This window comes from Phyllobacterium sp. CCNWLW183 (assembly GCF_037203775.1).
GTDB lineage: Bacteria > Pseudomonadota > Alphaproteobacteria > Rhizobiales > Rhizobiaceae > Phyllobacterium > Phyllobacterium ifriqiyense.
Window position 1 is genome coordinate 1 of the sequence record NZ_JBBCBN010000004.1, and the last position, 26582, is coordinate 26582.

30 protein-coding genes and 1 riboswitch are annotated in these 26582 nt (G+C 53.1%); of the genes, 16 read left to right on the forward strand and 14 right to left on the reverse strand.

The annotated features are described in order from the left end of the window. Positions 1-201, forward strand: a 201-nt coding sequence (locus tag V9K95_RS10345) for an RpiB/LacA/LacB family sugar-phosphate isomerase (protein WP_336440744.1), incomplete at its 5' end; no start/stop codon positions are given. Between the two features lie 191 nt (positions 202-392). Here the strand turns inward: V9K95_RS10345 and dhaL are convergent. The 5 genes from dhaL to V9K95_RS10370 all read right to left on the reverse strand — a co-directional run bounded on the left by dhaL (position 393) and on the right by V9K95_RS10370 (position 3720). Continuing rightward, positions 393-1031 carry a dihydroxyacetone kinase subunit DhaL gene (gene dhaL, locus V9K95_RS10350; protein ID WP_336440745.1) on the reverse strand — a complete coding sequence of 213 codons (639 nt, stop codon included), beginning with the start codon at positions 1029-1031 and terminating at the stop codon, positions 393-395. A gap of 3 nt (positions 1032-1034) precedes the next feature. Further along, a complete protein-coding gene (locus tag V9K95_RS10355) occupies positions 1035-2042 on the reverse strand; it encodes a dihydroxyacetone kinase subunit DhaK (protein ID WP_307283185.1) in 1008 nt (335 codons plus the stop codon). Positions 2043-2073: 31 nt separating this feature from the next. Further along, the gene (locus V9K95_RS10360; RefSeq protein ID WP_115052168.1) at positions 2074-2547 is read right to left on the reverse strand and encodes a 6,7-dimethyl-8-ribityllumazine synthase; all 474 of its coding nucleotides are present in this window, start codon (positions 2545-2547) and stop codon (positions 2074-2076) included. 93 nt (positions 2548-2640) lie between these two features. Next, positions 2641-2790: riboswitch (FMN riboswitch) on the reverse strand. Between the two features lie 100 nt (positions 2791-2890). Then, positions 2891-3367 carry an SRPBCC family protein gene (locus V9K95_RS10365; protein ID WP_307283190.1) on the reverse strand — a complete coding sequence of 159 codons (477 nt, stop codon included), beginning with the start codon at positions 3365-3367 and terminating at the stop codon, positions 2891-2893. Further along, positions 3364-3720, reverse strand: a complete 357-nt coding sequence (locus V9K95_RS10370; protein WP_336440746.1) for an ArsR/SmtB family transcription factor — start codon at positions 3718-3720, stop codon at positions 3364-3366. Before V9K95_RS10370 ends, V9K95_RS10365 begins: the two co-directional genes overlap by 4 nt. Before the next feature lie 182 nt (positions 3721-3902). Here V9K95_RS10370 and V9K95_RS10375 point away from each other — a divergent pair, with 182 nt between their 5' ends. Together V9K95_RS10375 and sbmA are read left to right on the forward strand one after the other, a co-directional pair. Next, positions 3903-5066: a YbfB/YjiJ family MFS transporter gene (locus V9K95_RS10375; RefSeq protein ID WP_115052165.1), complete on the forward strand. Its 1164-nt coding sequence runs from the start codon at positions 3903-3905 to the stop codon at positions 5064-5066. A gap of 339 nt (positions 5067-5405) precedes the next feature. Then, positions 5406-6659 (forward strand): peptide antibiotic transporter SbmA, encoded by a 1254-nt coding sequence (sbmA, locus tag V9K95_RS10380; RefSeq protein ID WP_336440747.1) that lies wholly within the window; start codon positions 5406-5408, stop codon positions 6657-6659. Between the two features lie 25 nt (positions 6660-6684). Here sbmA and V9K95_RS10385 read toward each other — a convergent pair whose 3' ends face one another. After that, positions 6685-7722 carry a polysaccharide deacetylase family protein gene (locus V9K95_RS10385; protein WP_336440748.1) on the reverse strand — a complete coding sequence of 346 codons (1038 nt, stop codon included), beginning with the start codon at positions 7720-7722 and terminating at the stop codon, positions 6685-6687. 140 nt (positions 7723-7862) lie between these two features. Here V9K95_RS10385 and V9K95_RS10390 point away from each other — a divergent pair, with 140 nt between their 5' ends. The 10 genes from V9K95_RS10390 (at position 7863) to V9K95_RS10435 (ending at position 16630) form a co-directional block, all read left to right on the forward strand. Then, positions 7863-8444 carry an NnrU family protein gene (locus V9K95_RS10390; protein WP_115052162.1) on the forward strand — a complete coding sequence of 194 codons (582 nt, stop codon included), beginning with the start codon at positions 7863-7865 and terminating at the stop codon, positions 8442-8444. A gap of 111 nt (positions 8445-8555) precedes the next feature. Next, a complete protein-coding gene (locus V9K95_RS10395) occupies positions 8556-9236 on the forward strand; it encodes a tetratricopeptide repeat protein (protein ID WP_115052161.1) in 681 nt (226 codons plus the stop codon). A gap of 24 nt (positions 9237-9260) precedes the next feature. Then, positions 9261-10736 (forward strand): ribosome biogenesis GTPase Der, encoded by a 1476-nt coding sequence (gene der / locus V9K95_RS10400; protein WP_336440749.1) that lies wholly within the window; start codon positions 9261-9263, stop codon positions 10734-10736. A gap of 148 nt (positions 10737-10884) precedes the next feature. Then, a complete protein-coding gene (locus tag V9K95_RS10405; protein WP_442958555.1) occupies positions 10885-12084 on the forward strand; it encodes a cell wall hydrolase in 1200 nt (399 codons plus the stop codon). 445 nt (positions 12085-12529) lie between these two features. Further along, positions 12530-13483 (forward strand): bifunctional helix-turn-helix transcriptional regulator/GNAT family N-acetyltransferase, encoded by a 954-nt coding sequence (locus V9K95_RS10410; RefSeq protein ID WP_336440750.1) that lies wholly within the window; start codon positions 12530-12532, stop codon positions 13481-13483. Positions 13484-13889: 406 nt separating this feature from the next. Next, positions 13890-14300, forward strand: coding sequence for an AtpZ/AtpI family protein (locus tag V9K95_RS10415; RefSeq protein WP_307283218.1), 411 nt, complete (start codon positions 13890-13892; stop codon positions 14298-14300). 48 nt (positions 14301-14348) lie between these two features. Further along, complete coding sequence (locus V9K95_RS10420) at positions 14349-15101, forward strand: F0F1 ATP synthase subunit A (protein ID WP_115052157.1); 753 nt, start codon at positions 14349-14351, stop codon at positions 15099-15101. A gap of 67 nt (positions 15102-15168) precedes the next feature. Continuing rightward, complete coding sequence (locus V9K95_RS10425; RefSeq protein WP_008125314.1) at positions 15169-15396, forward strand: F0F1 ATP synthase subunit C; 228 nt, start codon at positions 15169-15171, stop codon at positions 15394-15396. An 86-nt stretch (positions 15397-15482) separates the two neighbouring features. After that, positions 15483-16133, forward strand: coding sequence for a F0F1 ATP synthase subunit B (locus V9K95_RS10430; protein WP_336440751.1), 651 nt, complete (start codon positions 15483-15485; stop codon positions 16131-16133). Between the two features lie 11 nt (positions 16134-16144). Next, positions 16145-16630 carry a F0F1 ATP synthase subunit B gene (locus V9K95_RS10435; protein WP_115052155.1) on the forward strand — a complete coding sequence of 162 codons (486 nt, stop codon included), beginning with the start codon at positions 16145-16147 and terminating at the stop codon, positions 16628-16630. 399 nt (positions 16631-17029) lie between these two features. Here the strand turns inward: V9K95_RS10435 and V9K95_RS10440 are convergent, their stop codons facing one another. Further along, positions 17030-17689: a ribonuclease HII gene (locus V9K95_RS10440; protein WP_115052154.1), complete on the reverse strand. Its 660-nt coding sequence runs from the start codon at positions 17687-17689 to the stop codon at positions 17030-17032. Positions 17690-17809: 120 nt separating this feature from the next. Further along, positions 17810-18961, reverse strand: a complete 1152-nt coding sequence (locus V9K95_RS10445) for a PA0069 family radical SAM protein (protein ID WP_336440752.1) — start codon at positions 18959-18961, stop codon at positions 17810-17812. Positions 18962-19069: 108 nt separating this feature from the next. Here V9K95_RS10445 and V9K95_RS10450 point away from each other — a divergent pair, with 108 nt between their 5' ends. Then, a complete protein-coding gene (locus V9K95_RS10450) occupies positions 19070-19606 on the forward strand; it encodes a glycosyltransferase family 2 protein (RefSeq protein WP_115052152.1) in 537 nt (178 codons plus the stop codon). On the opposite strand, the gene moaB is transcribed toward V9K95_RS10450, so the two are convergent. The 6 genes from moaB to V9K95_RS10480 all read right to left on the reverse strand — a co-directional run bounded on the left by moaB (position 19603) and on the right by V9K95_RS10480 (position 23240). After that, on the reverse strand, positions 19603-20151 hold the full coding sequence (gene moaB / locus V9K95_RS10455; RefSeq protein ID WP_336440753.1) for a molybdenum cofactor biosynthesis protein B: 549 nt from the start codon (positions 20149-20151) through the stop codon (positions 19603-19605). The genes V9K95_RS10450 and moaB overlap by 4 nt on opposite strands. A gap of 2 nt (positions 20152-20153) precedes the next feature. Further along, positions 20154-21038, reverse strand: a complete 885-nt coding sequence (locus V9K95_RS10460) for a 4-(cytidine 5'-diphospho)-2-C-methyl-D-erythritol kinase (protein WP_336440754.1) — start codon at positions 21036-21038, stop codon at positions 20154-20156. A 5-nt stretch (positions 21039-21043) separates the two neighbouring features. Further along, positions 21044-21229, reverse strand: a complete 186-nt coding sequence (locus V9K95_RS10465; RefSeq protein ID WP_115052149.1) for a hypothetical protein — start codon at positions 21227-21229, stop codon at positions 21044-21046. An 83-nt stretch (positions 21230-21312) separates the two neighbouring features. Next, positions 21313-22170 (reverse strand): S49 family peptidase, encoded by an 858-nt coding sequence (locus V9K95_RS10470; RefSeq protein ID WP_307283252.1) that lies wholly within the window; start codon positions 22168-22170, stop codon positions 21313-21315. 71 nt (positions 22171-22241) lie between these two features. Beyond that, positions 22242-23015, reverse strand: coding sequence for a tRNA1(Val) (adenine(37)-N6)-methyltransferase (locus tag V9K95_RS10475; protein WP_336440755.1), 774 nt, complete (start codon positions 23013-23015; stop codon positions 22242-22244). 3 nt (positions 23016-23018) lie between these two features. Then, positions 23019-23240: a putative signal transducing protein gene (locus V9K95_RS10480; RefSeq protein ID WP_115052215.1), complete on the reverse strand. Its 222-nt coding sequence runs from the start codon at positions 23238-23240 to the stop codon at positions 23019-23021. Positions 23241-23499: 259 nt separating this feature from the next. Here V9K95_RS10480 and V9K95_RS10485 point away from each other — a divergent pair, with 259 nt between their 5' ends. Both V9K95_RS10485 and V9K95_RS10490 read left to right on the forward strand, forming a co-directional pair. Further along, positions 23500-24516: a polyprenyl synthetase family protein gene (locus V9K95_RS10485; RefSeq protein WP_307283260.1), complete on the forward strand. Its 1017-nt coding sequence runs from the start codon at positions 23500-23502 to the stop codon at positions 24514-24516. Positions 24517-24651: 135 nt separating this feature from the next. Continuing rightward, complete coding sequence (locus tag V9K95_RS10490; protein WP_115052145.1) at positions 24652-26454, forward strand: tetratricopeptide repeat protein; 1803 nt, start codon at positions 24652-24654, stop codon at positions 26452-26454. Positions 26455-26582 lie beyond the last annotated feature (128 nt).

The window sequence follows — 26582 nt, forward strand, 5'->3', positions numbered from 1 at the left end:
GCCGCGCTGACCCATGATACCTATTCCGCCGAGCGCGCTGCCAAATCCAACAATGCGCAGATCATCACCATGGGCGCGAGGGTTATCGGCCCGGAACTTGCCAAGGCTATCGTGGATAAATGGCTGGAATCCGAATTCGATCCACAAGGCGCATCAGCAGGTAATGTCGAGGCAATCGACAGGTTGGATGCGGGGAAGTAAATAGCGAGCAGCCTTAGCTTTAGCTTTGTGCGTGGTTCGCCCTTCGACAAGCTCAGGATGGCTCACCATGAGGGAAGTTATTGGTTGCAATAACCTCGCAAAACTTGCTCCCTGCAATCAACCACCTCCCTCATGGTGAGCCATCCTGAGCTTGTCGAAGGGCGAACCACGCACTCTACTAATGCAATTTGCTAACCCAATCCCTTGCCCATGGCTCTGATGAGTATGGCTGCTGAAGCGGCGCCCGGATCAATATGGCCAATGGCGCGCTCGCCAAGACGGGCGGAGCGCCCCTTTGAAGCGATCATCGCCTTGGTTGCTTCTGCTCCGGCCTCGGCGGCTTTACCCGCTTTGTCCAATATTTCCGCCAATGAAGCCCCTTGTGTCTTTGCGCTCTCCAATGCCTCGGCAGCGGGCACCCATGCGTCGATCATCGTCTTGTCGCCAATTTCCGCCTTGCCGCGATCCTGAATGCCCTTCGCCATGGCGATGAAGGCATCGGCAAAGTCCGATGCAGTTAGTACGGTTTTGCCCTTAACACTTGCTCCAGCGCGCATGAATGCGGTCGCATAAAGCGGGCCGGAGGAAGCGCCGACAGCGTTGAGAAACGACTTGGCCGCTGTGTTGAATACGGTTGTGGGATCGGCTGCGGTAATATCCAGCGCGGCGAGATTGGTTGCAACGGTTAAAAAGCCCAGATCCATGGCTATGCCGTGATCGGCATCGCCAATAACGCCATCAAGCTCGCACAAATGTGCCTTGGATTCAGCCATGGCCTTGGCGATTTCCGCAAACATGGAAATCAGATTTGCAGCGGTAATTTCGCTCATTGATCAGCCCGCCCGAAACATGGCGCAATCGCACGGATGATCGATCATCTCCTGCAATTCCGCGTCCAGATGCATGACGGTAATCGAAGCGCCGGCCATCTCCAACGAGGTGCAATAATTGCCGACAAGGCTCAAGTGCAGCGCAAGCCCGGCCTGATCCAGCCGTTTTTTCACCTGCCGCATCATGATATATAATTCCATGAGAGGCGTTGAGCCGAGCGAATTGACAATCACAGCCACGCGGTCCCCTTTCGGTGCGGCCATTTCATCCAATATCTTGTCCATCAATTCATCGGTGATGGCATCAGCCGGTTTCAGCTTTTCTTTGGAGATACCAGGCTCGCCATGGATTCCCATGCCGACTTCCATTTCATCTTCACCAAGCGTGAAATTCGGTTTGAGTGTCTGGGGGAGTGAACAGGGCGAAAGCGCCACGCCAAAGGTGAAAGTGCGGTCATTGGCCTTGCGGGCAATCCGCTCGCATTCATCAATCGGCAGCATCTTGTCGCAAGCGGCTCCGGCAGCCTTGAACACGAAGACGTTGCCGGCAACGCCGCGTCGTTTGTCACGTTGATCGGCAGGAGCGGAGGCGACATCATCGGTCGTCAGCACGGTACGAACTTCAATATCCTCCATGGCGACCATTTCCGCCGCCATGTCGAAATTCATCACGTCGCCAGCATAATTGCCATACATGTAAAGCACCCCGGCGCCATTATTGACTGCCTTGGTGCATTCAATAATCGGGTCAGGCGGCGGCGAGGCAAAGACATTGCCGATAGCGGCGGCATCAGCAAGACCCTTGCCGACAAATCCGAGAAATGATGGCTCGTGTCCCGAGCCGCCGCCGATCACCATGCCGACCTTGCCGGGGCGGGGGCCGTCCCGGGCAATAATTGAGCGGGGAGAATGATCGAGCGCAAAGACCTTTGCGGAGTGGGCGGCAAGCACCCCTTCCAGCATTTCGTCGACAGCATTGGCGCCGTCATTGATAATCTTCTTGGTCTTCACGTCGATCCTCCCAGATGCATATTCTGCCTTGTCAGGCGTCAATCATCGCAAGCTTAGCGCGGGCCTGCAATATCTGCGAGCATGCATTGGCAGCTTCCACACCCTTGATGACAAAATGATCCTTGAAGAAGGCGATATGGGCTGCCGACTCCTGGAAATTATGGGGAGTGAGAACTGCGGATAGTACGGGAATGCCGCTGTCGAGTTGAACGCGCATCATTGCATCCAGCACGGTTCCGGCAACGAAATCATGGCGATAAATACCGCCATCAACCACGAAAGCCGTGCCGAGAACGGCCGAGAATTTGCCGGTTGAGATCAATGTCTGTGCATGGAGCGGTATTTCGAGCGCGCCCGGAACGTCGAAGATTTCGACATCGGAGCGATCACCGCCAAGTGCCGCCCATTGCTCAACGAATGAGTTGACGCACTGGTCGACAATATCCGCATGCCAGCGTGCGCGGATGATGGCGATTTTAGTAGAAGGATGGGAAACAATAGTCATTTATCAGGCCTTTCAGGGTTTTGCCATTTTTCAATGATCCCTTTGGGCGAACACGCACAGATCAGACCCCACCTGTGGCGGGATCTTGCCAATGCTTGCTCTCTTTCATCCGGACTATACCGTCGGCTCCGGAATTGGACCGGATCTGCTGACCTTCCAGCGGGTGCTGGAAGCGCTCGCGGGCTTCAGGCATTTCTACCTGCTACCGCCGGTGGGGAATTACACCCCGCCCTGAGAACGTGCAGGTTGAATATAGGCACGCCGTGGCGAAGGTCAATCCGTCCAGCGACAAGACTGACGCTAAAGGCGACGATCCGTTGAATCACCCCTTGGCATTTCTAAATCAGAGGGTCTTCGAATATTCGATCATCTGGTCCAGCACCGTGCCCCAGCCGTCATAAAAGCCCATTTCCTCGTGCCGGTCGCGCGTGGTTTGATCGCGGTGAATCGCCACGGCAGTATAGCGCGTGCCGCTTCCTTCGTCCTTGAGCAGAAGAACGGCGGTCAGGAATGGATTTTCGGCAGGGCGGTATCCAGGCAACAGGGCGTCGGTCCAGATCAAACGTTCATTTGGCACTATATCCAGATAGCAACCATAATTGATCGACTGTTCTCCATCGGGACCATTCATTACCGTGCGGAAAATCCCGCCCGGACGCAGATCAATCTCACAATCGGAAATGGTCCAGGGTTTCGGCGTAAACCACTTGCTGACATGTTCCGGCATCGTCCAGCACTTCCATACGAGCGCGCGCGGCACATCGATAGTCCGCTCCAGAACGAGATCGAGCTTTGGATCAACTTTCAAATCATAAGTCACGTGTTTTCCTCCTTGAGTGTAAGCATGTAATCGTCAAGTTGATCGAGACGGCGTTCCCACAGGGTCCGTTGTTGGGAAAGCCAGTTTTCGGCAAGCCTCATTGGTTCCGCTTCGATATGGTAGGTTCGGATCCGCCCTTTCTTCTGCGAATTGACCAGCCCGCTGCTTTCAAGAACCCGCAAATGTTCAACGAAGGAAGGCAGCGCCATATTGAATGGCTCCGCCAGTTCGCTGACCGAGGCAGGGCTGCTGACGAGCCGTTCAAGCACACGTCGCCGTGTCGGGTCGGCCAATGCCCGGAAAACGGCATCGATGGGTCGTGGCGAAGCAGCCAGTGCGGTAGCGGTGGGCATGGATCTGCGAGTCCTCACATGTCGATTGAGAAATACTTAGGTAAAATCCTAAGTATTGCAAGCGAAAAATATCGAAGTGCTGGCGCTGGCAACTCGTTGCTATCAGCAACCATCAATCGGGGTCGATGCAGCTATCAAATTAATTGTCTTGTCTCTGCGGCAAGCAGGGATAATGTCCGCGCATGAATTCAGGCACCGCATCTCCACTTCGCTTCGCCCTCGGCGGGCTGGTTGCTATGGCTATTGGCATGGGTATCGGTCGTTTTGTCTATACGCCTATTCTACCCGGCATGATGAGCGATCTTGGTCTTTCCGCCGGTGATGCAGGCATCATCGCCTCGGCGAATTTCCTTGGCTATCTCGTTGGTGCGATTGTTGCCGGTTACGCGTGGGCGGCAGGCATTGAGCGCAAAGTCATGCTTGGCTCGCTTGCCGCAAGCGCCGCCTTGTGCCTGGCAATGAGCCTTACGGAAAATGTGCTGCTGTTTTCTGTCATCCGCTTTCTTGCAGGCATGGCCAGCGCTTTCATGCTGGTTTTCGCCGCGACGATTGTATTCAGTCACCTCGGCGCTGCAGGCAGGTTGGATCTGCAAGCTCTGCATTTTGGCGGTGTCGGTACCGGTATCGCCTTGTCAGCTATGCTGGTGGCGCTGGTCGCATTCACCGGCTATGGCTGGCGTGCCGATTGGGTAGGCGCGGCAGTCCTTTCCACGCTTGGCTTGATCGCAGTTGCCTTGTTAATCCGCGAAGGACCGCTGCGCACCGGCGCGGACATCAAGGAACCGGCCATCGCCTGGACGGCAGAATTCATCAAGCTCAATATAGCCTATGCGCTGTTCGGCATTGGCTATGTCATCACCGCAACCTTCATCATGGCCATTGTCCGGGCCAATGAGGGCAGCGCCTCGACAGAAGCTTTCGTGTGGCTTTGCACCGGCTTTGCGGGCATATTCTCAGTCTGGATCTGGAACCCCGTGCTGCGCCGCGCCGGTCCCTTTACATCCCTTGCTTTCAGCCTGCTTGCACTGGCCGGTGGTGTTGCAGGCAGCGTCATCCTGCCATCTCCCATTGGCCCACTTATCGGGGGCTTGCTGTTAGGCCTCACGATCATGGTCATTACCGCCTTCGTGTTTCAGGCAGGGCGTCAGCTCGTACCGCAATCCCCACGCCGGATGATGGCGATCACAACGGCGGCCTTTGGTATCGGACAGATCGTTGGACCTTTGATTGCCGGTTATCTTGCCGATATCAGCGGTAATTTCACCTCATCCACGCTGCTTGCAGCAGCGGGGTTGGTGATTGGCTCATTCTTTGCATTTTCTGCGGGTCGGAAAGTGGCGGGCTGATCCAAACTGCATTTCTATATTGCGTGGTTCGACAAGCTCACCATGAGGAGGGCAGGTGATTGCAGGGAGGTCGCATTTGCGATGTAGCTGAAACATTGATGATAAGCTTGCAACCCACCCACTTTCCTCATGGTGAGCTTGTCGAACCACGCATAACGCGAATGCCGCTGGACAGCTTTCGGAATTCGAAGTGCATTCTTCAAACATGCAATAGCTGTCAAGAACACCCATCATTACGGTAATTTAATTACGCCAACTCACGGTTTGCCCTATTCGTGCTGGAAAACTTGTGCAACTCGTAGCACTGCGATTTGCATAATTTTTACGAGGGTCACGACGGTGTTCGTTTCATTTTTTCCCAAGCCCAAGCTGTTTTTCACATCAGCTGTCCTGTGGGCGTTGTTTGCGGTTTTGTTCTGGATTTTTGCAGGCGAGCAGCTTGGTGCTTATTTTGGTCTGCCGCCAGCTGCACCCGATGCACCACCGGTGATTGGCATCTCGGCTTTTGTGACCAAACCTTATCTTTGGCTATATATTTATTTTGCTGCATTCGTTGCAGGGTTCTACGCGTTTTGGAGTTGGTATGCCCCTCATCCTTGGCAGAACTGGTCCATTCTGGGTTCGGCGCTGATCCTATTCTCAACTTATTTTTCAGTGCAGGTTTCCGTCGTGCTTAATAGTTGGCGTGGGGAGTATTACGACCTTATCCAGAGCGCTTTGACAACGAAAGGTTCTGTCCAACCAATTCAACTATATGCCGGTGTAGTAACCTTCGTAGTTATCGCATGTATCGCCATCGCTGTAGCAGTTTTAACACTGTTTTTCACCAGCCATTACGTGTTCCGATGGCGCACGGCAATGAATAACTACTACATTGCTCATTGGGATCGCTTGCGACATATTGAAGGCGCTTCGCAGCGTGTTCAGGAAGACACGATGCGGTTTTCTTCTATTCTCGAAGATCTTGGTGTTTCACTTGTTCAGTCGGTAATGACGTTAATTGCCTTCCTGCCACTTTTGGCAGGCCTTTCCCAGCATATTACAGCGCTCCCTATAGTTGGTGTTATACCGTATCCGCTGGTTTTTGCTGCTTTAGCTTGGTCCATTCTAGGCACAGGAATGCTGGCTATAGTCGGCATCAAACTGCCGGGTCTACACTTCCGTAATCAGCGGGTTGAGGCTGCCTACCGGAAGGAGCTTGTTTTAGGTGAAGATGAGCCGGAACGGGCACAGCCGCCGACAGTTCAGGAGTTATTCGCGAATGTCCGTCGCAATTACTTTCGGCTCTATTTTCACTATGTTTATTTCAACGTGGCTCGATACGTCTACCTTCAAGCAGACGTGGTTTTTGGCCTGCTGGTGCTAGTACCGACCATTGCTGCAGGAACAATAACTTTCGGCATCTATCAACAAATTCGCGTAGGTTTTTCGCAGGTGACCGAGTCATTTCAATACCTTGTCAACTCTTGGTCGACAATCGTGGAACTCCAGTCGATCCATAAGCGCCTCAGAGCGTTTGAGGCGACACTTGAGGGGAAGCCACTCCCCGAAATCGACCAACGCTATTTGGAACGGGAAACCAGCGAGGTTTGACAGGATTATCCAAAACGGCCGGCGGTTAAATTCCGCCGCCGGTTTGCGGCTGTGTCAGATCGGGCGTGGAGGCAGCTTCCACGCCGCCGGTTTCTTTCAGATAATCGCTATAGGTCGTGCAGCGTACGTCGGCTTTCGTACACACCTCGGCAGTAAAGCGCTCCAGCGCGCGCCAATAGGCATCGCCATTCATCAGTGTGAAATGTAGTCCGATCTGGAAAGGAATGCGTTTGCCCTGATATTGCCGCTCAAATGCGCCCTTGAATGCCTCATAGGCCCGATTCTCAAACTCGCCCATGTGGTCTGTACGCTCGAAGCCGCCGGAATGACGCACAAACATATTATAATCCATGGCGATCACGGGCCGGTTCTGCGGTCCTTCGGCGATTGTCGGTAGGCCAAACTGGTAAAGTCCACCCGCATGCAACGGCAAAGCGGGGCCTTTGGAAACGCCGCTGCCATCAAAGGTGAAGCCCTGATCTTTCAAAGCGGCAATCAGGGCCGGGCTTTCTGAAAGATAGGGAGCGCGAAAGCCGCGAATCTCCTTTGCAACGAAATTCTTCCATCCTTCCGGTTCCGGGCCGGTGCCATATTTTGTCCAGGCATCGCTCAACACTTGTCGATAGGTGACAAGCTCACTTTCCCATTCGGCCTTGGTCCAGTTCTTGCCATCGAAATGGCCGCAGGCATGGCTGCCAATCTCATGGCCTTCATTGCGCGCCCGCCAGATATTATCGAGACGCTTTGCAATATCTTCTTTTGAAGAGGCAAAGCCAATATTGGAACGGCCAGAAGCTTTGCCCGGTGCCTGATAGCTCTTGCGGTCGGAATGATCGATCAGAAAGACGCAGGAGAGAAAATAGGTAAATTTGGCGTTGGAACGCTGCGCAAGATTAAATGCACGGTCCCAAAGTGCATTGCTACCGGCATTGTCAAATGAGATCAGCACATATTGTGGTTTTACACCAATAGAGCCGCGCAGTCCGGTCGCACCATCAGCATAGGCAGGCGAAGCCATTGCAAAAGCTGCCGATGCGGCAACGATCCGGGTAAAAATTTGCATGATGTCAGGTCAGCTCCACAGGGAGCACTGTCGCTACAGGTCAATTGTGGCGATGATCGGACGCGGCGATCCACCGCAATGCTTTACGTTGGAACCATTCTAATCACCCTGTAGAGTGCCGTTACAAAAGGGGACAAGCCATGCTGGTCATGATTATCGGAATCATCATTTTTCTGGGAATACATTCAGTGCGCATTGTCGCGCCGCGCTGGCGGCTTGCCAAGATGGAGCAGTGGGGAGAAGGCAAATGGAAAGGCCTTTATTCTCTGGTGTCTGTCGTCGGCCTTGCCCTGTTGGTTTGGGGCTTTGGCATGGCCCGGCTGGAGGCACCGATACTCTACGAACCTCCGGTCTGGATGAAACACATCACCTTGCTGCTGATGCTGTTTGCCTTCGTCTTTCTTGGCGTTTTCATTGCAAAGCCCGGCCGTATCAAGCCCGCGCTGAAGCACCCCATGTTGATATCCATCAAGACCTGGGCGCTCGCGCATCTTCTGGCCAATGGCGATCTTGCTTCGCTTATCCTGTTTTTGTCCTTTCTTGCCTGGGCGGTGTTTGATCGTATCGCGCTCAAGCGTCAGGCGCGCGCTGGGCTTGCCCCTGCAGTCATTACGCCCGGACCCGTGACCAATGATGTCATCGCCATTGTCATTGGCCTTGTGCTTTACGTCCTGTTTATCTGGAAATTGCACGTTCTTTTGATCGGTGTTTCACCAATGTGACGGCTAATTTAAGCAAGCCCCTTACATCGCGCGCAGTTTCCGACTAAAAGCCCCCTGAACTCCTTGCGTGACTGCCCATGGCCGTCGCGCGATAACTATTCATGAGGCACCATGACTGACGACGGCTTTTTCCGTGAAGTAAATGAGGAACTGCGCTCCGATAAGATGCGGGCGTTCTGGGCGCGCTATAGCACTTTGCTAATAGGCGGCGTTGTCGCGATCGTCATCGGTACCGCTGGTTTTGCCTTTTACGAATACTGGACTGAAAGAGAAGCTTCAAAGTCCGGCGATCAATTCCTGGCAGCGCTTAACCTTGTCCGTGATGGCAAGAATGACGAAGCCCTGAAGACGCTCGATCAGCTTGAAAAAGATGGTTATGGCGCTTATCCGGTGTTGGCTCGCATGCGCGCCGCCGGTGTGATTGCGCAAAAGGGTGATCTTGCCGGTGCAGTTGCTGCCTTCGACAAGGTTTCTGCTGACACATCCGTGCCGCAGGCCATTCGTGATCTGGCAAAGCTGCGTGCCGCCCTCATTCTGGTGGATACGGGTTCTTATGATGACGTGGCGGGTCGTGTTGAAGCGCTGTCGTCGGATAGCAACCCGATGCGCCACTCCGCGCGTGAGGCTCTTGGTCTTGCTGCCTGGAAAGCCGGTCGCGGTGCTGATGCAACCAAACTCTTCAAGCAGATTTCCGATGATCAGGCGGCTCCCGCCAATATACGTCAGTTTGCTGATACAATGCTGGACATGCTTAAAAGCACTGGCGCCACGCCCGCTGCGGCCGCTGGCTAATTAAGAATTAGGAATATTAAGCCGATGAGCTTTACCCTTGCAATTATCGGCCGTCCGAATGTCGGAAAGTCCACTCTGTTCAACCGTCTGGTCGGTAGGAAAATCGCGCTCGTCGACGATCTCCCCGGTGTTACCCGCGATCGCCGCGTCAATGCGGCCAAGCTCTACGATTTGAGATTCGATGTCATCGATACGGCGGGTCTTGAAGAGGTCGCATCCGATTCGCTCGAAGGCCGCATGCGCGCCCAGACGGAGCTTGCCATTGGTGAAGCCGATCTCATTCTTTTCCTTGTCGATGCCAAAGCGGGTGTGACACCAACAGACGTTACCTTTGCCGATCTTGTCCGCCGATCAGGCAAGCCGGTTATTCTCGTTGCCAATAAGGCGGAAGCACGTGGTGCCGAATCCGGCATGTATGACAGTTATCAGCTCGGACTTGGCGAACCATGCCCGATTTCTGCCGAGCATGGTCAGGGCTTTCCGGATCTGCGCGACGCCATTGTCGAGACCATGGGTGAGGAGCGGGTCTTCCCGGACGAGTATCTGCCTGTCGATGCCAATGCAGATGATTCCGTCGCTGTAACCATCCCGGCTACGCCGCGCGGTATGGATGATCTGATCGGCGATGATATTGACGATCCGGACGCCGAAGACATTCCGAGCTATGATTCGTCAAAGCCGCTGCGCATCGCCATTGTCGGGCGTCCAAATGCCGGCAAGTCGACGCTGGTCAATACGATGCTTGGCGAGGACCGTCTGCTGACAGGTCCGGAAGCTGGCATTACGCGCGATTCCATCTCGGTCGATTGGGAGTGGAATGGCCGCAAGATCAAGCTTTTTGACACGGCAGGTCTGCGCCGCAAGTCGCGCGTTCAGGGCAAGCTGGAAAAGCTTTCCGTGGGCGATGCGCTGCGCGCCATTCGCTTCGCCGAGGTCGTCATTATCGTCCTCGACGCGACAATTCCTTTTGAAAAGCAGGATTTGCAGATTGTCGATCTGATCATTCGTGAGGGCCGCGCGCCGATCATCGCTTTCAACAAGTGGGATCTCGTCGAAAATCGCCAGATGGTTCTGGCCGATCTGCGTGAGAAGACCGAACGACTTTTGCCGCAGGTTCGCGGTATTCGCGCCGTGCCGATCTCGGGTGAGCGCAATCAGGGTATCGACAAGCTCATGGCCGCTGTAGCCTCGACTGACGAAATCTGGAATCGCCGTATTTCCACCGGTCGCCTCAATCGCTGGCTGGAAGGGGTACTTGCCCATCATCCGCCTCCCGCCGTGGCGGGTCGCCGCCTGAAGATCAAATATATAACGCAGGTCAAGACACGGCCGCCGGGTTTTGTCATTTCATGCTCGCGTCCCGACGCGTTCCCCACCTCCTATGTCCGCTATCTGGCCAATGGTATCCGTGAAACTTTCGATATTCACGGCGTGCCTATCCGGCTTGTATTGCGCACATCGGACAATCCCTTTGCGGGCCGGGCGAAGAAAAAGCGCTAAGGCTGGTAGTTTTCCGTGGCACGAGGAGTTGCTCAAGCCACGGAAACTTTAACAACACATCGTTTCAGCGGCCTTCGTTAACTCTCCATCAAGGTTAATGCTTCATTTTTATGACCATAGTGTTCGGTCGTGAGTGTGGGGTATCGGCGTGCGTTTCTATAAGGTTTTGCGGGATTCCAGTGCCCGCCGCAAAGGCCAGCCATTTTCAAAACAGGCAAATCGCAAATATCTAGGTCCAGTCCTTATTGGTGCAGCGATATATTTGTTGTCTCCGACAGTGGTTGCCTATCAGGATATGGCAAGCCTGCTTTCCGGGTCCGAATCAGGGCAGGGGCGCTGGTCGTCTTACTTGGAAAAATCTCCGGCAGGCTCCGTACAAAAGGCAAATATGTCCTTTGTGGACAGGATAGCCACCGGATCAATTCCCGCCAGCGGCGCCAATGCACCGGGAATAGGCTCAGTGGCCATCAATGGCTCGAGCAAGGCATTGGGCGCCACTCCTGACGAGGCACGGATCAACCGGGCGGAAAAGCAGGGGCGTATTGTTTCGATCAGCAAGAAAGCGCCACCAAAAGCTTTCAGCGCCGGATCGATATTGCAACGTCAAAGCATGATAATCCGGCCAACGCACGGCATTGAAGTCGATATGGCTTTTGCCAAGCCAAAAATCGCGGGCAAGGAAATCGAGATCGCTCTTGCGTTTCACAATCGCTCGCCTGAGAAAATCGAGCCGGACGCTTCGATGCTGGCAAGCCTGATCAATAATGACAAGCCCGATGTGCTGGCCCTTGGTTATGCTCCGGCTGCTCCCGATTATTCGAAAACATCACCGTTTGATTCCATTCTTGCCGAACCAAAGCAGGCAGGCCGCTTCATTCCGCAACTTGGAAAAGGCGATCATAATTGGCTGGCTACTCCTTTGCCTCCGATTGTCTTCACTGCTGCGGAGCAAAAATGCCTGGCAACGGGCATTTATTTTGAGGCAAGAAGCGAGAGTGTAAAAGGCCAGGCTGCGGTGGCGCAGGTTATTCTCAACCGCGTGCGAAATCCTGCCTATCCGAAAACAATCTGTAACGTCGTTTATCAGAATGATGACTGGATCAATCGCTGCCAGTTCTCGTTTGCCTGTGAAGGCCGCAAGCTGCATGTAACCGAACCCAAGCAGTGGAAAGTCGCGCAGGAAATCGCCATGGCTGTTACTTCGGGCCGTATATTCCTACCCGAAATTGGTTCGGCCACGCATTATCATGCGACCTACGTGCGGGCAAATTGGGCCCATACAATGAAGCGCATCGATAAAATCGGGCAGCATATTTTCTACCGCACTTATGGCGGCGGCTGGATTTAGTCCGCTTGGAAATCGCCAAAACAATGATATAAATGTTTCTGGAGTGGAGAATGAGCTTTCGCTCATCCTCCGTTTCTCATTTATGAAAATGAACCCGGAACGTTAGCGTCCAGCCTGTCCGGGTTCTTTTCATGATGAGCGTGAAGCTAAATGGCTTGTACCACATAGATTCACCTCCAGTTTTGAGAGCAAGGCCCTTGCCAAAGTCGGAGAGGCCAATCTTCTCCGATGCACTGGCTGGTTCGGTGCTTCCGCTTTTGCTCCCAAATTCCTGTGTTTGACCCGTCTCGATCTATTCTTTGAAATCGTGCAACCCGCAAGAAATGCAGGGTTGAAACTGCGTGGATCAATATCCCCGTGCCGCATTTTGCACTTTCAATATCATTTACAAACTCGCAGGTTAGGCATATAGTTGTATGATGCAACTATATTTACGAGCCACACAATGAGTATCCTTCTGGACACTGCTCAAATACGTAATTCTTCAAGGCGCATTGTTCGAGAGTTAGGTTTTATGCGCCCGACCCTTGCAGGAACGAATCTCGCTCCATCCTCCGTTCATGCACTCATCGAGATTGGCAGAAATGATAAGCTGACCGCTGCCGAATTATGCGCTGTACTCGACCTTGAAAAATCCAGTGTTAGCCGAATGGTGCGCAAGCTTGTTTTGTCGGGCGAACTGATTGAACAGCCTAATGGGCAGGACGCCAGGTCCAAGGTGCTTTCCTTGACCAGCAAGGGGCATAATACGCTCGCCGCGATCAATGCCTTTGCCGATGATGTGGTGTCCTCTGCGCTGGGTAGTCACTCCGCTGCTGTGCAGGAAAAGGTGCGGGATGGACTTGCAGCCTATGCTGATGCGCTGGAACAGCGGCGCGCAGGCAAGGTGCCGCAATCGTCGCCGGCAATCTCCATCCAAAGTGGATATCAGCCGGGTATTATTGGACGGTGTGCCGAGATGCATGGCTGCTACTATGCTCGAACAAATAGTTTCGGTCATTTTTTCGAAGGCAAGGTTGCCACTGGCATCGCAGAATTTTCCGGGCGATTGGAGCGGCCTGTCAATCAGATTTGGGCGGCGGTAGATGTGGAAAAAATCGTCGGTACGGTGGCGATTGACGGCGAAGATCTCGGAAATAATGTGGCTCATCTGCGCTGGTTCATTATGGAGGATGGTTATCGCGGCGCCGGCATTGGCAGGCAATTGCTGAATAAAGCGATCTCGTTTTGCATCGAGCAACGGTTTTCCGAAATACAGCTTTGGACGTTCAAGGGATTGGATGCCGCACGGCGCCTATACGAGGCGCACGGTTTTGTTCTTGTAGAAGAGGAGCCCGGCGGGCAGTGGGGTAAAGAAGTGCTCGAGCAGCGGTTTGTACGCAAAATCGTAGGGGCGTAGGCAATTGGCGGCCCCGAACCATTGGAGCAGCGATAGTTTGCACCGATGGGCCCGAAGGCGACGCGCAAAACTGGTCAGGTATTTGATACGACGCTTCTGGTTCCGGTTAATGGGGAGTTCCCCCTGTTATTGCCTTCGAAGCCCTTCAAAAACTATAACCATGGAACCTCCTAACTAGCTGAATTGCGCAATCTGTATCCACAGCCAAACGCCAGATTCGCATGCAAAATTGTCACTCAGTGATGAGCAGGAAAGTCATATTTACCTAAGGCATTGAATTCTAGTAAAAAAATTACCTTGGAGAGTCGTGACTCTTCGCCTTGACTAGCGAGGATCAGGACAATATGTTGCGCGCGACTTCGAAGCGGGGATGAAGCCTCGCATTCAGTGTGTAAAGGACATGCCATTGGCAACGGGTAACGATCCCGATAAGTCAGGTTCTGTCGGTGACACGCCGGGTGCTGGCGGGGGACTAACTTCGGAAGAGCTGGAGCTTCGGCGCCGCAATCTGGAAGCAAAACTTGTTTCCAAGGGTGCAGCCCGTAAAGCCGGTTCGCAAGACAAGGGGACGGAAACCGCCTCCGGTGTCGCGCAGGCCATGAAATTGTCGAGCGAATTTATCGCCGGCGTTCTGGTTGGTGCGGGGTTGGGCTGGTTAGCTGACCGATTTTTGGGTACATCGCCATGGGGGCTCATCATACTGCTCCTGCTGGGCTTTTGTGCTGGAACGCTGAATATCCTGCGCTCTGCAGGACGTGTGGCGGAAAACAGTGGGCTGGATTTCACCAAGAAATCCGACCATGAAAAACCGGAATAGGGCTCATCGAGCACCGTTCGTGAGAACAGAATTAGAGACGAGGTAATAGTGTCCAACGATCCGATTCATCAATTCCACATTTCGCAATGGGTTCCCTTGCATGTGGGCGGCGTTGATCTGTCCTTCACCAATTCCTCTGCCTTTATGGTTGCCACAGTTGGCGTTGCCTCGGCATTTCTTTACCTTACATCGTCAAACCGTGGCCTTATCCCGACCCGTCTTCAGTCGGTTTCAGAGATGGCCTATGAATTCGTCGCATCAACATTGCGAGAATCGGCAGGCAGCGCGGGAATGAAGTTCTTTCCCTTCGTGTTCTCGCTCTTCATGTTCGTGCTCGTTGCCAATATGCTTGGCATGTTCCCATACTTCTTCACCATCACCAGCCAGATCATCGTGACCTTTGCGCTTGCGGTTCTGGTCATCGGAACAGTCCTTGTTTATGGCTTTGCCAAACACGGTTTCAAGTTCCTCGGGGTCTTTGTGCCCTCGGGTGTGCCCGGGCCGCTCTTGCTGCTCGTTGTTCCAATCGAAATTATCTCTTTCCTTTCCCGTCCGATCAGCCTTTCGGTTCGTTTGTTCGCCAACATGCTTGCTGGCCACATCACGCTGAAGGTGTTTGCCGGCTTCGTGGCTTCGCTCAGCGCATTCGGCGCAGTGGGAATTGGCGGCGCAATTCTGCCGCTGGCCATGACTGTGGCATTGACGGGTCTGGAATTCCTGGTGGCTTTCCTTCAGGCCTACGTCTTCACCGTGCTTACCTGCATGTATTTGAACGACGCAGTTCATCCCGGCGGTCACTAAAAAGTTCACCGGCGGATGTCCGCCTAACGCAAATCTATTCTAACGATCTACCCTCAAGGAGTTTAATATGGATCCCGTAGCAGCAAAGTACATCGGTGCAGGTCTGGCTTGTTTTGGTATGGCCGGTACGGCTCTTGGCCTTGGCAACATTTTCGGCAGCTATCTTTCCGGTGCATTGCGCAACCCATCAGCAGCTGATGGCCAGTTCGGCCGTCTGGTATTCGGCTTCGCCGTTACTGAAGCTCTGGGCATCTTCTCGTTGCTCATCGCTCTTCTGCTTCTCTTCGCTGTATAATAACGGCTTACGATATTGGCTGCGTCCGGTCGTTATTCGGACCAACGCAGCCAGTATGATTTGAAGTTCAATCAAGGGGACAACGCATGTTCGTGTCTTCGGCTAATGCCGCATCCACAACAGATACAATAGTCGCTCAGAGCGAAGCACCGGCCCATACCGAAACGGTTGCGCCCGGAACAACGCCTGATGCACATGCTCCGGCAGATCCGACAGCGGGAACGCATTCGGAAACCGGTCATGCCAAAGCCGTGTTCCCTCCCTTTGATTCCAACCATTTCGCTTCACAGCTTCTTTGGTTGGCAATCACATTTGCAGTTTTCTATGTTTTCCTGTCCCGCGTGGTTCTCCCGCGTATCGGTGGTATCATCGAAACGAGGCGTGACCGTATCGCTACTGATCTAGATCAGGCGGCACGGATGAAACAGGAGTCTGATGAGGCTCTGGCTGCCTATACCCAGGAACTCGCCGACGCAAAGAACAAAGCCGGCGCAATTGCGCAGGAAGCCCGTGATCAGGCAAAGGTGAAAGCCGACGCCGAACAGGCCGAAATTTCCGCAGCTCTCGAAAAGAAGCTGAGTGACGCTGAAGCCAGCATTGCCACGATCAAGAACAAGGCTATGCAGGAAGTCGGCTCCATCGCTGAAGATACAGCCGCTGAAATCGTCAAGAAGCTGTTTGGCGGTGCCGTCGACAAGCCCGCAATCTCCGCTGCTGTCAAAGCAGTGCGAGGCTAAGGAGAAACGTCATGGAATTGGATGCAACCTTTTATGCCCTCGTTGGCCTTATCATCTTCCTGGCGCTTATCGTCTACTTGAAGGTTCCAGGTGTCGTTGGTAAATCCCTTGACGCCCGTGCAGACAAGATTCGCGACGAGCTTGAAGAAGCCCGCCGCCTGCGCGAAGAAGCGCAATCTCTGCTGGCTGAGTATCAGCGCAAGCGTAAGGAAGCCGAAAAGGAAGCTGGTGAGATCGTTGCCATAGCGCAGCGTGAAGCACATGGTCTCCTTGAGGAAGCCAAGAAGAAAACTGAGGATTATGTTGCCCGTCGCAACAAGCTTGCCGAGCAGAAAATCGCTCAGGCAGAGGTTGAGGCTGTCAACGAGGTTCGCGCTTCGGCTGTAGATATCGCAATTGCTGCTGCCAGCAAGATTTTGTCGGAAAAGGTGGATGCCAAAACATCTGCCGATCTCTTCAAAACATCGCTTTCGGAAGTCAAATCCCGGTTGAACTAAAAAGCAGATTATACAAACGAATTTTAGTAAAGCCGCCTTTGAGCGGCTTTTTTTGTGCGAAGCATAATGCTCGATATGCAAACCAAATTTCGTTACGATGAGCGAAATATCGAGAAAAAATCAGAATAATTCCCAAAAAACACGGATTTTTGCCGAAAAATTGCAAGTACAAATTGCAGTTTAGTTGCATGCGGTTGAACTAAGCGATCCCCGGCATGTAAAAACCCGATCTATATCGGGAATTGTGAGGGGATGGAGTTAGAGCATTTCTGCGGCTCTGGTGTGAGCGAAACGTGCTTTATCCATCGGGCTTCACCCTCGTCCTATGGATAAACATCGGCCTTGCTGAACCCCTCGACCTTGTCCGCGAATCCCTCCGGCAGGGAAACAGAGCTTGCTCTAGGCTTGCCGTTCTTTCAAAGGCGAGAAACTGAAGCGGTGCAAGCCGACGACAGGACCGTGTGCCTCCATCGCGTTGCGATGGATTTCAGTTCCGTAACCCGCATGGGATTCCAGTCCATAGAGAGGATAATATTTGCCAGTCTGGCTCATCATTCTGTCTCGCGTTACCTTGGCAAGTATGGATGCCGCGGCAATGGAAACGGAGCGTTGATCTCCTTTGATCATCGCCGTTGCAGGGCAGGGCAGCCCGGGAGCGACGTCCCGGCCATCAATCAGCGCATGGTGAGGAATAATCGCAAGACCGCGTGTCGCACGGCGCATGGCTTCAAGCGAAGCCTTCAGGATATTAGTCGCATCAATTGCTGGCGCCGAAATGCTGGAAATAGAGCAGGCTAAGGCGGTTTTGGTAATGATATCAAACAGTTCTTCACGGCGTTTTGCCGTCAGACGCTTTGAATCATCAAGACCATCAGGAATTTTCTTTGGATCAAGAATGACCGCAGCCGCAACGACTGGCCCTGCCAGAGGCCCTCTGCCTGCCTCGTCAATACCGGCCACAAACTGGACACCGGAGCGCATGAGCTTCTTTTCACTGGCAAAGTCGGGCTTGTCAGCGGGCAAGGAAAGCAGCAGAGAATCAGAACGTAATCGAGACATCTTGCGGCGACTCTCGCATCCGTCCTGATTCTCTGCAAGTCCCCGGGTAGCAGATGGGGCAAAGCTACCCAGGGTAACCATCAGGCGGGGATGGGGATCGCACCTGATGGAAGAGCGTGTCTAAAACAAGGATAACTGCTCGTTTCCGGGCGTTGGCTCGAACAGGTCGGTGCGCAGGCGTCTCTTGTTAATGTTGATTCCGAGCCGCTTTGCAGCAATTTCAAAACGCCGCCCGATCTGCCAGGCATAGGGGCCATCACCCCGCATGCGCTTGCCCCATTCGGCATCATAATCCTTGCCATCGCGCATGGAACGAACAAGCGAAAGCACGTGCCGGTAGCGATCGGGATAATTTCGAAGCAGCCACTCCTTGAAAAGCGGGCTGACCTCAAGCGGCAAACGAAGCAGAACATATCCAGCTTCCAGCGCACCCATGGCACGGGCACTATCGAGAATCCGTTCGATCTCATGATCGTTCAACCCGGGAATGACGGGAGCCACCATGACACCAACAGGCACGCCTGCATCGGAAAGACTGCGCAGGGCTTGCAGTCTGCGCGTAGGCGTTGAAGCCCGGGGCTCCATCGTGCGCGCCAGCTTTCCATCAAGGGTCGTCACTGAAAGACAAACCTTGGCGAGGCCCTTCTCAGCCATGCGCGCCAGAATGTCCTGATCCCGCATAACCAACGCGGATTTTGTAACGATTCCAACGGGATGTTGATGAGCCTCCAGAACCTGAAGAATATCGCGCATAATGCGCCATTTCTTCTCGATGGGCTGATAGGGATCGGTATTTGTGCCGATGGCGATTGTCTTTGCAGTATAACCTGGCTTGGACAATTCCCTGTCCAGCATCTTTGCTGCATCAGGCTTGGCAAAGAGTTTTGATTCAAAATCAAGTCCGGCGGACAATCCCATATAGCTATGTGTCGGGCGGGCAAAGCAATAGATGCAACCATGTTCGCAACCGCGATAAGGGTTGATTGACCTGTCGAAACTTATATCAGGCGAGTCATTGCGTGTGATGATTGTCCGGGGCTTTTCGAGTTGTACCTCAGTCTTGAATGGTGGTAGATCTTCAATTGTTTCCCAACCATCATCATAGACATGGCGGCTTTCCGCCTCGAAACGGCCAGTGGGATTCATACCCGCGCCCCGGCCGCGTCTGCGTTCGCTGTCTATGCGCAAACCAGCATCTTCAATCAATGCGTTGGCATGTTGTGCTCGGCCGCTTCCGAAAGCAACCTTATCCGCCTGCACTACAATGTTCATCTGCGTTCTCCCTGCCAGGGTGGTACCGATTCGGTGGCACCTTCGAGCGTGAATCTATTCCTATCAAATAATGAGAACAAATCAAGAACAATTTAGGTAAAAGGATGGATGGAAATTCTAGTCACATTGATATATTGGCTAGGTATGATTTCCGTCCTGATTGAAACCCATAATTCAGACGAATTGTTAGCCAGAACCCTTGCCGGGCTGGTCGGTGGAGCCGTCGAAGGGCTTCTCAGCGACGTGATTATTGTCGATTACGGATCGTCGGATCAGACCCACCGCGTGGCTGATGCCGCTGGCTGTATCTTTCTGCAGGACCAGACATTGATTGATGGGTTCCGGCGGGCACGCAGTGAATGGTTTTTGCTGGTGGAACCCGGAGCAAGATTGCTCGATGGATGGATTGAGCCGGTCGCTGTTCACGTCGAGCGCTCACAAGGCCCGGCCTGCTTCTCATGCTCCCATGTTCACCGTAAGCCGCTGTTTAACAGGCTATTTTCAAAACGCAGCCCCATTGCCGATGGCCTGTTGATCTCCAAGCGGCAGGCAATGGCCTTATTGAAGCCGGAAAAGAAGGCGGCTGATCTGGCCCGTGGTTTGGCGATGAAACGTTTACGCGCGGAAATCATTCCAGCAGCTTAGCTCTTACCACCGCGTTTCAAATGTTCATCGAGCCGAGGCATGATCTCGACAAAATTACAGGGCATGTGACGATAATCGAGCTGGTATTGCAGAATATTATCCCAGGCATCCTTGCATGCGCCGGGAGATCCCGGCAGCACAAAGACGAAAGTGGCGTTTAACACTCCACCCGTTGCTCGTGACTGAATCGTGGACGTGCCGATTTTGTCATAGGAAACCCTGTGAAAAATGGTAGAAAATCCGTCCATCCGCTTTTCGAATATGGGCTCGAGTGCTTCCGGTGTCACGTCGCGGCCAGTGAAACCCGTGCCTCCTGTGGTGATGATGACGTCAATCTCGTCATCCTTTGACCAGGAAATGACACGCTCACGAATTTTTGTAACATCGTCTGTCACAATGTCTCTGGCCGCCAATATATGGCCTGCCGCTGTGATGCGCTCGGCAAGCATTTTGCCCGATTTATCATCATCAAGTGAGCGTGTGTCTGACACCGTAAGGACAGCGATTTTGACCGAAACGAAAGCGCGTGATGAATTGTCGGCCAAGGTCAGTTTTCTCCTTCGCCGCTATCTGTCTTGACCACAAACCACAATGGATAGGCATTGCTTATCAGAGATGCGGCAGCAGATGCGGCCTCATCGGTGTCATAAATCGCAAAGCAGGTAGCGCCCGAACCTGACATCCGGGCCAGACGCGGCGATGTAGAATATAGCGCGTCCACGGTGTCGCCAATAATGGGGAGCAGTTCGACCGTGGCAGCATACAAATGATTGTCCGTCTGTTCAAGATAGGCGCAGACATCGTTCACGCTGCCGAACCTTGGCAAGTTGGGCAATCCCGGATTGTTTCGCTTTTTCAAGGCGCCAAAGACCTGTGGCGTCGACACGGCGGCGCCATTGTTGACCAAAACCATTGGCAGGCGCGGGATAGCTGTGACCGCCTCCAGTTCTTCGCCGATACCGCGAGCAATCAAGGGCCTTCCATGCAGGCACATGGGCAGGTCTGCGCCCATTGCCAACCCAATATTATTGAGATCGACAGGATCAATATTGATGTTCCAGAGCGAGACCAGCGCTTTCAAGGTTGAAGCAGCATCGCTTGAGCCACCGCCAACACCAGAGGCGATGGGCAAGTGTTTTTCCAGTTCGATTGAAACAGGACAAGCCCGGTCCGGAAATTCTGCACGCAGCCTGTCCCGGGCTTTTAAAACAAGATTGGAAGCGTCGGCAGGTAAGGAATGTCCATAAGGTCCTGTTATGCGAAATGAATCCGCGCTGCTGCGTGCGATGCTTATTCGGTCACCATAACCTGCAAAAACCACCAATGTATCCAGGAGATGATATCCATCGTCCCGTTGGCCGGTAATATGCAGTGCCAGATTGATCTTGGCAGGCGCAATCAGGCTGATCGCTTGATCAAGACTGTCGAGCATCTCGGTCAGTCTTTACGCAAGCGGTATTCACCAGTTTCCGGATCCTGAACCAAAGTGCCTTGAGAGCGGTTCTGGACTTCTTTTTCCGCTTCGCGAACACGCTTTGATACACGCTGGGCTTCGCGTTTGAACGAACGATAGCCGTAATAGGCGGCAATACCGATAAGCAGAAAAAAGATGAGTTGTGGCATCGTCCTAGACCCCGAAAATGACAGGCACCGATATTTTCGTAATCATAACACGGTGCGTCGCTCTTGCCAAAATACACACAAGGTTAAAGGCCAAAACGTGACCAAAGCGCCCGTTCTTCTGCAGCATTGACAATGCCTTCGGCAAAACCCGCCCCTATTCCACCAAATCCGATTTCAGCAGAAGGGAGTTTGCGACCAAACAATCCCCGTGGCGGGGCTATAAGTTTGAGTTTGGTCTTAGGGCCATATTGAGATTGCAAATGTGATCGCATATCGCCCAACCCGTCAATCAGGCCAAGTTCCAATCCGCGTATCCCTGTCCAGAACAGCCCTGTAAACAGGTCTGGATTGTCACTGAGCTTTTCACCGCGCCGTTCCTTTACCAGATTGATAAAGGTCTCGTGAATCTCTAATTGCAGCGCTTTGAGATGCTCAATATCCTGCTTGTTTTCCGGCTTGAACGGGTCGAGGGTTGACTTGTTCGAACCGGCGGTATGAACACGCCGCTCGACGCCAATTTTCTTGATCAATTCGGTAAAGCCAAAACTTGCCGAAACAACGCCGATCGAGCCGACGATGGATGAGGGGTCAGCGATGATCTCGTCGCCCGCAACTGCAATCATGTAACCGCCGGAGGCTGCGACATCCTCAACGAAAACATGAACCTTCTTGTTCTTTTCCGCCGCCAGATCACGAATACGCCGATAGATCAGTCGCGACTGAACAGGCGAGCCGCCGGGAGAATTGATCGAAATCGCAACGGCTGGAGCATCTTTATCGCTAAAGGCTTCTTCAAGCATGCCGGCTGTAGAACTGAGCGACAGGTCATTACGAAAGCGGCTGCTTCCCGCCATGATCGCACCATGCAAGCGTACCACTGGGATTTCGATATGGTCTGGGCGCCAACGGCGGGGCAATAACTTCCGGATAAATCGAGCCAAGCGGGTCTCCTTTACGTGCTCATCTCAAGACCATGTAAGCGGTGCAGAGAAAATCACAATGGTCCCAAAGTCTAAAACAGCGAAGCGACTCCGTTATTGATCGCTATTGCGCGCTCGGTGAAGTCATTGCCGGTTTCATGGTGCATCACCAAGGGAGGATGAAAGGTAAGCCCCGCGCGGCTGCCCTTTACACCTTTAATGATGATCCTGATCGCCGCCTCTTGAGGTCTGGGCTGGACAGGAACGATAATGAGCCCGCCAAAGCGCCTTTGCAAAGCTGTCAGCAGGTCAAGCATGGACGCTGGCCGCGCGATAATGGCGATTGATCCGCCGGGTTTGACGATGGAAGCGGCGGTTTTAATCCATTTTTCCAACATACCATCGGTCATGACATGAGCTTCCGCTTTCAAAGCATCCGGCGTTGCGCGGTCCTTTGCCTCGTTGAAAGGCGGATTCATGATGGCAAAATCGAAAAAGTTGTCGTGAATTCCGGCAGCCATGCGCGTTTTGCCAATAGCTGTTACATCAGCCTGAACAATATCGCACCGGCCTGAGAACAGGTGGTTCTCTGGTAAAGCCAGAGACAAGCGGGCGCACTGCGCCATGAGTTCGGATCGCTCGATAAGAGTTGCACTGGCTTTGCCGCAGCGGGAAAGAACCGCAAGACCAGCAGCCCCAGCCCCGGCACCCAGATCTGCGATACGACCGCTGAATTCATTGGGCACTACGCTCGCCAACACCATGGCATCTACGCCGGAGCGATGACCTTTGGCAGAGGGTTGAATGAGGCGGAAACGACCGCGATGGAAAGCGTCGATCGTATGAGGGATATCCAGAACAGACATGAACTAGCCGCGAAGCTCCTGCTCGATTCCCGCGTCTGTCAGCAACTGGCGCGCCTCTTTTTCAAATTCTGAATCGACCATCACGCGCCGGGCGAGAACACCAAGCGACCCTTCAAGTACGCTCATATTGGCATCAGCGATAAAATATTTGATCTGTGCATCTTTCAATAATGATTCGACGAATGAAATCAGAACAGGGTCGTTGAGGCGCATTATTTCGATCATCTGAACTACCGTTTCGAAAGGGATGGGGAGAAGGGCCACTGGCTTTATCACGAATTTGTGGCCTGTACCAATTCTGCGCGCCAATTCGCCGCTTGCGGGTTATAGGCAGTCAAAATAAGGTGTCGCCGCATTGCAGCGCCGCGCATCTTGCAAGATTTTATCGGGCGTAGTGATATTTTGATTTGGCTCGCAATCCTTTCTGAAGATCAAATCTGGTCCTCGGAATCAGGCGCAAGGCCAAGACAGTAGGAGTTTCATTTTGGGCGTTGTTGTCAGTCTTGAAGAGAAGAAAAGCAGTTCTGGGTCGGTTCAGCCCCTGGTCGATTTGACCAAGGCGGATATGGGGCGGGTCAATGAACTGATTTTGTCTAAAGCAGGATCTGATGTTGAAATGATCCCGGAAGTTGCCAATCACCTGATTTCTTCAGGTGGCAAGCGTTTGCGCCCAATGATCACACTGGCTGCCGCACGTATGTTCGGCTATGAGGGCGATGGCCATGTGAAGCTAGCGACCAGCGTTGAATTCATGCATACCGCTACGCTGCTTCACGACGACGTGGTGGATGAGAGCGATCTGCGCCGTGGAAAAAGTACTGCGCGAATGATCTGGGGCAATCAGGCAAGCGTTCTCGTTGGCGACTTCCTGCTTGGTCAAGCCTTTAAAATGATGGTGGAAGTTGGTTCGCTGGAAGCACTGGATGTGCTCGCTACCTCTGCATCGGTCATTGCTGAAGGCGAAGTGATGCAGCTTTCGGCGGCAAAAAACCTTGAAACGACTGAAGACGAATATCTTGCCGTCATCAAAGCGAAGACTGCGGCGCTCTTCTCTGCTGCTGCGGAAGTGGGGCCGATAATTGCCGCTGCGTCGAAGACCGATCGGCAGGCGCTACGTTCATATGGCCTCAATCTCGGACTTGCCTTTCAGCTTGTCGACGACGCGTTGGATTATGGTGGCAATGCCAAAGATCTAGGCAAGAATACCGGCGATGATTTCCGTGAGGGCAAGATCACGCTTCCAGTCGTCCTTACCTATCGTCGGGGCAGCTCGGAAGAGCGGCAATTCTGGAAGGAAGCGCTTGAAAACGGCGTTAATGACGACAAGGGCTTGGAAAAAGCCAAAGGCTTGATGACCCGCTATGGTGCATTGAGCGACACGATCCAGCGAGCAAGGCACTTTGGCGGAATAGCACGTGACGCGTTGGCTCCGCTGGACCACTCGCCGCAGAAGGATGCCTTGCTGGAGGTAATCGATTTCTGCATCAGCCGGGTAAATTGAAGCCCGTCAGATGAGGGGTGCAAGCTAACCCCGTGCTAGTCTTTAGGAAAACTTGAGCGAAAACCGTAAAAAGGCCATGGTTCCCTTGAGGATTCGCAGTATCGTTTCAAATTAGGCAGTAAAGAGGGATTTGTCATGCAGCGCAGTAAAATGCTCGGCTCGATTGTAGGAGCTACACTGGCTGCCATGATAGGCGGTGCGATCCCGGCAGCAGCGACCACGACACAGACGCCAGTCATAAATACCGGAAACCTGTCGGGCGCTTTTCTTTCAGCTCGGACTGCAGAGCGCGACAATGATTTTGATAGCGCCATAGCGTTTTATCGGCAGGCACTGACCTATGATCCCAAAAATACGGAGCTGCGTCAAAGCCTCCTGCTTGTTCTTTTGACGAACGGCCAGTTCAAGGAAGCATTGCCGCTGGCTGCCGAGTTGAAGGCTGTGCCTGAAATAGAGCGTTTCTCGCGTTTGGCGCTTGGAATTGATGCTCTCAACAAGAAACAATACCGCCAGGTCGAAACATTGATGATGCTGTCGCTCCAGTCTGATCTGGATCGTATGGTGACTGGACTGATTGCAGCTTTTGCCAAAGCCGGTGCCGGCAAGCCCAACGAGGCCTTGGCAATGATTGACAAGTTGAAGGGGCCGGAAGGATTCACGCTTTTCAAGGCCTATAGTTCGGCGCTGATTGCGGACATGGCGGGTCAGAAGAAAAAGGCGGCAGAGTTTTATCAAAGCGCCCTGGACAACAAGGCCAATATAGCTGCTGCTCCTGACACGTATGAACGCTTGGTCGAGGCATATGCTTCGTTCAAAATTCGCAATGGTGACAAGGCAGGCGCTGAAGCACTGGTCAAGGAAGCAATTGATGTTCTGTCGGGACGCATGGTTCTTGTCGAATTTGCCAAGCAGATAGCGAGCGCAAAAACGATCAAACCTCTGATTGAGACCCCGCAACAGGGAGCATCCGAGGTATTATATGTCGTTGCGACAGCAATTGATAATGGTGGGGCGGAAGCCTTCTCGAAATTATATCTGCAAATGTCCCTGCCACTTCGCCCGGACCATGATGCTACCCTTTATCAATTGGGTGATCTGAGTGCGAAGCTTGAACAGCCGGAGAAAGCAATCGAGTATTTTGGCAAAATTGCCAAGGATTCCGCCTATAGGCGCGATGCCGAAATGCAGCTTGCGATTAATCTCGCCGTTCTGAAACGAAATGACGAAGCTATCAAGCATCTTGGTGTTTTGCTTGAAAGCAATCCGGAAGACATGCGTACATATCTGGCTATTGGCAGCATTTACGCCCAGGATAAAAATTTCAAGCAGGCAGCTGAAACCTACGACAAGGCCGTTGCCGTTTTAAAGCAGCCTACCCGAAATGACTGGACGATCTTCTATCAGCGTGGAATTTCCTATGAGCGCCTGAAGGAATGGGACAAGGCGGAGCCGAATTTCCTGAAAGCGCTGGAACTCTACCCCGATCAGCCACAGGTCCTGAACTATCTTGGATATTCGTGGATTGATATGAATATCAAGCTCGAACAGGGGCTGGATTTGATCAAGAAAGCCGTAGCAGCAAGGCCACAGGACGGCTATATCGTCGATTCATTGGGCTGGGCCTATTATCGTTTGGGCCGTTACGATGAAGCCGTCACTCAGCTTGAGCAGGCAGTAAAACTGCGCGCCGAAGATGCTACAATCAATGATCACCTTGGTGATGCTTACTGGCGTGCGGGCCGCAAGCTTGAGGCGACTTTCCAATGGGCGCATGCGCGCGATTCCAAGCCTGAGCCTGAAGATCTGGTCAAGATCGAGGAAAAGCTGAAAAACGGACTTCCAGAAGAAAAGAATCCCGGTGTGGCAAAGAACGGCGTTCAGGTACCTGAGCCACCAACGCCGCCAGCTCCGGCTCCAGCACCCGACAAGAAGGGCTGATTTCTTCGTTCCACTTGACCGGTCTGTATGCACGTCTTAGAGCATGATCCCGAAAAGTCGCATGACTTTACGGACAAGATCATGCTCCAAACGAAACACGCATTCTCTGTTATTTCCAGTAATGAAAA

What these genes read in the sequence shown, in the direction of transcription:
- dhaL (WP_336440745.1), bottom strand. Translation starts at nt 1,031, where the DNA reads ATGAGCGAAATTACCGCTGCAAATCTGATTTCCATGTTTGCGGAAATC.
- V9K95_RS10360 (WP_115052168.1), bottom strand. Translation starts at nt 2,547, where the DNA reads ATGACTATTGTTTCCCATCCTTCTACTAAAATCGCCATCATCCGCGCA.
- V9K95_RS10370 (WP_336440746.1), bottom strand. Translation starts at nt 3,720, where the DNA reads ATGCCCACCGCTACCGCACTGGCTGCTTCGCCACGACCCATCGATGCC.
- V9K95_RS10375 (WP_115052165.1), top strand. Translation starts at nt 3,903, where the DNA reads ATGAATTCAGGCACCGCATCTCCACTTCGCTTCGCCCTCGGCGGGCTG.
- V9K95_RS10385 (WP_336440748.1), bottom strand. Translation starts at nt 7,722, where the DNA reads ATGCAAATTTTTACCCGGATCGTTGCCGCATCGGCAGCTTTTGCAATG.
- V9K95_RS10390 (WP_115052162.1), top strand. Translation starts at nt 7,863, where the DNA reads ATGCTGGTCATGATTATCGGAATCATCATTTTTCTGGGAATACATTCA.
- V9K95_RS10395 (WP_115052161.1), top strand. Translation starts at nt 8,556, where the DNA reads ATGACTGACGACGGCTTTTTCCGTGAAGTAAATGAGGAACTGCGCTCC.
- der (WP_336440749.1), top strand. Translation starts at nt 9,261, where the DNA reads ATGAGCTTTACCCTTGCAATTATCGGCCGTCCGAATGTCGGAAAGTCC.
- V9K95_RS10410 (WP_336440750.1), top strand. Translation starts at nt 12,530, where the DNA reads ATGAGTATCCTTCTGGACACTGCTCAAATACGTAATTCTTCAAGGCGC.
- V9K95_RS10425 (WP_008125314.1), top strand. Translation starts at nt 15,169, where the DNA reads ATGGATCCCGTAGCAGCAAAGTACATCGGTGCAGGTCTGGCTTGTTTT.
- V9K95_RS10430 (WP_336440751.1), top strand. Translation starts at nt 15,483, where the DNA reads ATGTTCGTGTCTTCGGCTAATGCCGCATCCACAACAGATACAATAGTC.
- V9K95_RS10435 (WP_115052155.1), top strand. Translation starts at nt 16,145, where the DNA reads ATGGAATTGGATGCAACCTTTTATGCCCTCGTTGGCCTTATCATCTTC.
- V9K95_RS10440 (WP_115052154.1), bottom strand. Translation starts at nt 17,689, where the DNA reads ATGTCTCGATTACGTTCTGATTCTCTGCTGCTTTCCTTGCCCGCTGAC.
- V9K95_RS10445 (WP_336440752.1), bottom strand. Translation starts at nt 18,961, where the DNA reads ATGAACATTGTAGTGCAGGCGGATAAGGTTGCTTTCGGAAGCGGCCGA.
- V9K95_RS10450 (WP_115052152.1), top strand. Translation starts at nt 19,070, where the DNA reads ATGGAAATTCTAGTCACATTGATATATTGGCTAGGTATGATTTCCGTC.
- V9K95_RS10460 (WP_336440754.1), bottom strand. Translation starts at nt 21,038, where the DNA reads ATGCTCGACAGTCTTGATCAAGCGATCAGCCTGATTGCGCCTGCCAAG.
- V9K95_RS10465 (WP_115052149.1), bottom strand. Translation starts at nt 21,229, where the DNA reads ATGCCACAACTCATCTTTTTTCTGCTTATCGGTATTGCCGCCTATTAC.
- V9K95_RS10475 (WP_336440755.1), bottom strand. Translation starts at nt 23,015, where the DNA reads ATGTCTGTTCTGGATATCCCTCATACGATCGACGCTTTCCATCGCGGT.
- V9K95_RS10480 (WP_115052215.1), bottom strand. Translation starts at nt 23,240, where the DNA reads ATGATCGAAATAATGCGCCTCAACGACCCTGTTCTGATTTCATTCGTC.
- V9K95_RS10490 (WP_115052145.1), top strand. Translation starts at nt 24,652, where the DNA reads ATGCAGCGCAGTAAAATGCTCGGCTCGATTGTAGGAGCTACACTGGCT.